The organism is uncultured Halomonas sp. (assembly GCF_947501415.1).
Lineage (GTDB): Bacteria > Pseudomonadota > Gammaproteobacteria > Pseudomonadales > Halomonadaceae > Halomonas.
In genome coordinates this window covers 131615-137614 of sequence record NZ_CANMVL010000017.1, presented here as the reverse complement: position 1 = coordinate 137614, position 6000 = coordinate 131615, and the positions used below count along the sequence as shown (strand labels likewise).

The 6000-nt window shown below is 62.1% G+C and carries 6 protein-coding genes; 2 read left to right on the top strand and 4 right to left on the bottom strand.

The features are described from left to right. On the top strand, nucleotides 1-235 hold a 235-nt coding region (locus Q0894_RS12390), incomplete at its 5' end, for a hypothetical protein (RefSeq protein WP_299235813.1). A 63-nt stretch (nucleotides 236-298) separates the two neighbouring features. Here Q0894_RS12390 and pssA read toward each other — a convergent pair. Beyond that, nucleotides 299-1168 carry a CDP-diacylglycerol--serine O-phosphatidyltransferase gene (gene pssA / locus Q0894_RS12385; protein WP_299235810.1) on the bottom strand — a complete coding sequence of 290 codons (870 nt, stop codon included), beginning with the start codon at nucleotides 1166-1168 and terminating at the stop codon, nucleotides 299-301. 161 nt (nucleotides 1169-1329) lie between these two features. Further along, nucleotides 1330-2346, bottom strand: a complete 1017-nt coding sequence (ilvC, locus tag Q0894_RS12380) for a ketol-acid reductoisomerase (protein ID WP_132045234.1) — start codon at nucleotides 2344-2346, stop codon at nucleotides 1330-1332. Between the two features lie 189 nt (nucleotides 2347-2535). Here ilvC and ilvY point away from each other — a divergent pair, with 189 nt between their 5' ends. Further along, nucleotides 2536-3423: an HTH-type transcriptional activator IlvY gene (gene ilvY, locus Q0894_RS12375; RefSeq protein WP_195689332.1), complete on the top strand. Its 888-nt coding sequence runs from the start codon at nucleotides 2536-2538 to the stop codon at nucleotides 3421-3423. 153 nt (nucleotides 3424-3576) lie between these two features. Here ilvY and ilvN read toward each other — a convergent pair whose 3' ends face one another. Then, nucleotides 3577-4068, bottom strand: coding sequence for an acetolactate synthase small subunit (gene ilvN, locus Q0894_RS12370; protein WP_132045230.1), 492 nt, complete (start codon nucleotides 4066-4068; stop codon nucleotides 3577-3579). Continuing rightward, nucleotides 4068-5792, bottom strand: coding sequence for an acetolactate synthase 3 large subunit (locus Q0894_RS12365; RefSeq protein WP_299235800.1), 1725 nt, complete (start codon nucleotides 5790-5792; stop codon nucleotides 4068-4070). The genes ilvN and Q0894_RS12365 overlap by 1 nt, the downstream gene beginning before the upstream one ends. Nucleotides 5793-6000 lie beyond the last annotated feature (208 nt).

Sequence of the window (6000 nt, the reverse complement as noted above, 5' to 3'; positions counted from 1 at the left end):
CCCTGAAGGATCGTTTCGAGAGGATCGCCGCGGAGACCTTGAGGTCGCCGTCACGAGTGGCGCACATTCTAGCGAATTTGCCGCGACTGTCAACCGGTCATTTTCGAAGCATTCCGAAAAAACCATTTCAGAACAGCCACTTCTGCCACATCCACCGCCTGCAACGTTTGCCCGTCGCCGGCAGCGGATGCGTACTTTACGGCTTTACTGGCGGGTCCGCAAGGCCTTCCTGTAAAAAGTTTCAAAACCGACGACGCCCGCACGGGGCGGGCGTCAATACATGCGGCGTGAGTGCGGATCAGTCCGACGGCGGCGCATGTCGCAGCTTGCGCATCGTCGCCATCAGCGGGCCCGAGATGACATAGGCGCCGAAAAGCAGCAACAGCATCACGGAGGGCTCCAGGGAGATCACCACGAAGCCCAGCACGATGGCGAGCAGCACCACGAAGGGGACCGGCCCCTTCAAGTCCACATCCTTGAAGCTGTAGTAGCGAATATTGCTGACCATCAGCACACCGGCGGCACCGACAATCACCAGCATCAGCAACTTGTAGCCAAAGGCATCGGCATCGAAGCTATGGAAGGTCCAGACACTGGCCGCCACCAGCGCCGCCGCCGAGGGGCTGGGCAGGCCGATGAACCACTTCTTGTCGACGCTGCCGATCTGTACGTTGAAGCGAGCCAGCCTCAAGGCAGCACAGGCCACATAGAGAAAGGCCACCACCCAGCCGGTCTTGCCGATATCCTGAAGAATCCAGGTAAAGGACACCAGCGCCGGCGCCACTCCGAAGGAGAGCATATCGGAGAGGCTATCGTACTCGGCACCGAAGGCGCTCTGGGTATTGGTCATCCGGGCCACCCGGCCATCCAGCCCATCGAGCACCATGGCGATGAAGATCGCCACGGAAGCCGCGGCAAAGTCACCGTTGATACCGGCAACAACGGCGAAGAAGCCAGCGAACAGGGCCGACGTGGTAAAGAGGTTGGGCAACAGATAGATACCCTTGCGCCGAACGGTACGCCCATCCTCTTCGGCCTCCTCGATCACCTCCGTCTCACGCAGAAAGACCGACGCCAGGGCCTCCTCCCGGTGGGCACCCTGCTCCCGGGGCGAATCCTCGCCATGCGGCGTGTCGACATGCTCGTTGTTACGGGAATCCTGACTCATTGTCCCACCCATTGCCTGGAAGTCATGCTGGCCATTCTTGCACGACCACCGACAAGCGCAAAGCCGACTCGCTGCCATTCAGCGTCGGCCACACGAAAACGACCAGAGGCGCGGTCGCCCGCGCCCCTGGTCGTGTTGCCACTCTCGACCGAACCGATCGATCAGTTCTTGGTCTTGTCGACCAGCTGGTTGGCGGCGATCCACGGCATCATGCCGCGCAGCTTGGCCCCCACCTGCTCGATCTCATGCTCGGCGTTCAGGCGACGGCGGGCGGTCATAGAGGGGTAGTTGCTGTTGCCCTCGTTGATGAACATCTTGGCATACTCGCCGGTCTGGATACGCTTGAGCGCATTGCGCATGGCGGCACGCGACTGCTCGTTGATCACCTCGGTGCCGGTCACGTACTCGCCATACTCCGCGTTGTTGGAGATGGAGTAGTTCATGTTGGCGATGCCGCCCTCGTACATCAGGTCGACGATCAGCTTGAGCTCGTGCAGACACTCGAAGTAGGCCATTTCCGGTGCGTAGCCTGCCTCAGTGAGGGTCTCGAAACCGGCCTTGACCAGCTCGACGGCGCCACCGCACAGCACGGCCTGCTCACCGAACAGGTCGGTCTCGGTCTCATCCTTGAAGGTGGTCTCGATGATACCGCTGCGACCGCCGCCGATGGCTGCCGCGTAGGAGAGCGACAGCTCCTTGGCATTGCCGGTAGCGTCCTGGTGAATGGCGATCAGGTCGGGGATGCCGCCGCCACGTACGAACTCGGAGCGCACGGTATGGCCCGGGGCCTTGGGGGCGATCATCACCACATCCAGGTCGCTGCGCGGCTCGATCTGGTTGTAGTGGATGTTGAAACCGTGGGCGAAGGCCAGGGTCGCGCCCTGCTTCAGGTTGGGCTCGACCTGATTCTCGTAGATCGCCTTCTGGTTCTCGTCAGGCGCCAGGATCATCACCACATCGGCGCTCTTGCACGCCTCCTCGACGGAAGCCACCTTGAGGCCAGCACCCTCAGCCTTGGCGGCAGAAGAGGAACCCTCACGCAGGGCGACGGTAACGTCGACACCCGACTCCTTGAGGTTGTTGGCATGGGCATGACCCTGGGAGCCGTAACCCACGATGGTGACCTTCTTGCCCTGGATAAGGGAGAGATCGCAATCCTTGTCGTAATAAACGTGCATCTCGTGCTCCTGGAAACGTGATCTGAAAAGCATGGTTGAGTAAAGCGTGTCAGCGTCGATGGCCACCCGCCCCGTCTATCGCAGGGCTGGGCTTGCGGCATCCGATGACTCAACCATACGTCAGCCCAGCCATTGCGTAAAACGCTATATTTGCAACGACACATCCCGGTTTGTGCAATAATAATGACCATGGACATGCGCCCCCTCAATCACTTCCTCGCCCTGGCGGAATCCCTGCACTTCGGGCGCGCCAGCGAGGCGTGTCACATCAGCACCTCCACCCTCTCCCGCTCCATCCGACATCTGGAGGAGAGCCTGGGCGTCACGCTCTTCGAGCGCGACAATCGCCACGTGGCTCTGACCCGCCAGGGCGAGATCTTCCAGCACTATGCCCGTGAGACCCTCGAGCGCTGGGAAGAGCTTCGCCAGTCGCTGATGAGCGAGGCCCGACGATTGACCGGCAAGATCAGCGTCTACTGCTCGGTCACCGCCAGCTACAGCTTTCTCTACGAGCTGCTTAGCGAGTTTCGCAGCCACCACCCCGGTATCGAGCTCAAGCTGCACACCGGTGACCCCGCCGAAGCCATGAACCGGGTCCTGGCCGGTGACGAGGACATGGCGATCACCCCTCGCCCGCGCCAGCCCCCCGAAGCCCTCGCCTTCAAGTCGCTGACCCGGGCCCCACTGGTGTTTATCGCCCCCAGGGAGGCACCCGACTGGATCCCCTCCACGCCCGAGACGCCCTGCGCCGAGCAGTGGCGTGAGGTGCCGATGATCCTCTCCGAGGCGGGGCTCTCGCGCAGCTACGCCGATACCTGGTTTCGCGCCCTGGGCATCGTGCCGAGGATCTATGCCCAGGTCGCCGGACACGAGGCGATCGTCAGCATGGTCGGCCTGAGTTTCGGCATCGGTGTGGTACCCAGGATCGTGCTCGACAACAGTCCGCTGCGTGAGCGAGTGCGCGTGCTACCCGTGAAACCGGAACTGCCCCATTACGACGTCGGCCTCTGCGTGCTGGAACGGCGCCTGAAGAGCCCGCTGATTCGGGCGCTCTGGGATGAAGTGGCGGAAAGGTAGGAAATGGCGGAAAGGTAGACGAGGCAGGGAAGCCCAGAGAGGGTGGAATGAAGATGAGATGGAATGATGGGTGAGGTGGAAAGAAACGACCGAAAAAGCAGAAGGCCGCCTCTCGAGGCGGCCTTCGCATGCCAGTAACAACCAGGAGTCGAGCTAGAGGCTCAACACCTTGTCGCCCCGGGCAATCCCCGACACCCCGGTACGCGCCACTTCCAGCACCCCTACTGGCTCCATGGCCTGCAGGAAGGCATCGAGCTTGCCGGCGTCGCCGGCAATCTGCACGGTGAACAGGCTCGGGCTCACATCGACGATCTGCGCGCGGAAGATATCCGCGGTGCGCTTGACCTCGTCGCGATTCGCCCCCAGTGCCTTCACCTTCACCAGCATCAGCTCCCGCTCGATATGGTTGCCCTCGGTGAGGTCGACCAGCTTGACCACATCGATCAGCTTGTTGAGATGCTTGGTGATCTGCTCGACGACCCGGTCGTCCCCCACGGTCGTGACCGTCAGGCGCGACAGGGTAGGGTCCTCGGTGGGCGCCACGTTCAGCGTCTCGATATTGAAGTTACGCTGAGAGAAGAGCCCCACCACGCGAGACAGGGCGCCCGGTTCGTTTTCCATCAGAATCGAGATGATATGGCGCATCAGGTCCGCTCCGTCTTGGAAAGCAGCATGTCACGCATGGAGCCAAGGGGCACCTGCATCGGATAGACGTGCTCGTGCGGGTCAACCGCAACGTCGAGGAACACCAGCTCGTGCGGATCGGCGAAGGCACGCTCCAGTGCCGGCTCGAGCTCTTCGAGGGTCTCGACCTTCAGCGCAGTGAAGCCATAGGACTCGATCAGCTTCTGGAAGTCGGGCAGCGACTCCATGTAGGAGTGCGCGTGACGCGACTTGTAGTTGAGGTCCTGCCACTGGCGCACCATGCCCAGTGACGCATTGTTGAGGTTGACGATCTTCACGCCGCCCCCGAACTGCTTACAGGTGGAGAGCTCCTGCATCATCATCTGGAAGCTGCCCTCCCCGGTCACACAGATCACCTGCTCATCCGGGAAGTTCTGCTTGATTCCCATGGCGGCCGGGAATCCGAAGCCCATGGTGCCAAGCCCCCCCGAGGTAATGAAGCGGTTGGGCTTGTCGAACTTGTAATACTGGGCCGCGAACATCTGGTGCTGACCGACATCGGTGGTCACATAGGCCTCACCGCGCGTCACCCGGCACAGAGCCTCGACCACCTCCTGGGGCTTGAGCGTCTCGCCGGGCTTGGAGGGCTCATAGAGCTTGCCCGCGCGCTCTTCGCGCCAGCCCTCGATCTTCTGCCACCACTCCTCGAGGGCCTCCGGATTGGCGATCTCCTTGCCCTGCACCAGGCTGATCATCTCGCTGATCACGCTGCCCGCCGGCCCCACGATGGGCACATCGGCTCGCACGGTCTTGGAGACCGAGCTGGGGTCGATATCCACATGGATGACCTTGGCGGTGGGGCAGAACTTCGAGGTGTTGTTGGTCACCCGGTCGTCGAAACGCGCGCCGATGGCGATCACCAGATCGGCATGGTGCATGGCCATGTTCGACTCATAGGAGCCGTGCATGCCCAACCAGCCCAGGCACTGACGATCGCTCTGGGGATAGGCGCCGATGCCCATCAGGGTGGTGGTGATGGGGTAGCCCAGACGCTTGACCAGGTCGGTCAGGCCTTCGCTGGCCCGCCCGGTAATCACCCCGCCGCCGGTGTAGAACACCGGGCGCTTGGCCTTGAGCATCAGCTCCACGGCCTTCTTGATCTGACCGCTATGGCCGCGGGTCACCGGATTGTACGAGCGCAGCTTGACCTTCTTGGGGTAGACGTACTCGTAGCGCTCGGTGGGGGCCGTCATGTCCTTGGGAATATCCACCACGACCGGGCCCGGCCGGCCACTGGCGGCCAGGTAGTAGGCCTTCTTGAGGACTTCCGGAATCTCGCTCGGATGCTTGATCGAGAAACTGTGCTTCACGATCGGCCGAGTCACGCCAACGATGTCGGTTTCCTGGAAGGCATCATCGCCGATCAGGTGACTCATCACCTGGCCACATAGCACCACCATCGGAATCGAGTCCATGTAGGCGGTGGCGATGCCGGTGACGGCGTTGGTAGCGCCGGGACCGGAGGTCACCAGTACCGTGCCTGGCTTGCCGGAGGCTCGCGCATAACCATCGGCGGCATGGGTGGCGGCCTGTTCATGGCGTACCAGGATATGTTTGACCTTGTCCTGGCGGAACAGGGCGTCATAGATATGCAGCGCCGCGCCACCGGGATAACCATAGATATATTCGACGCCCTCATCCTGCAGGAAGCGGGCGATCATGTCCGCGCCGGAAAGCAATTCCACGTGTTTTTCTCCCCTGGAGGTCTCGAGTGCGATCCGTCACCACTTGGGGCAACGGTGTCGAGTGCGGCGGTATGCCGCTGCCGGATACACCGGCACCTGATGCCAAACCCTGGCAAGAAGCCCTGTTAGGGCCTGCACTCTCATCACGGCGGTTTGCCGCGTCGGGGCGTTGGCCGACCCGGGCGGTGAGCCCGCAATCGGAAGTCCT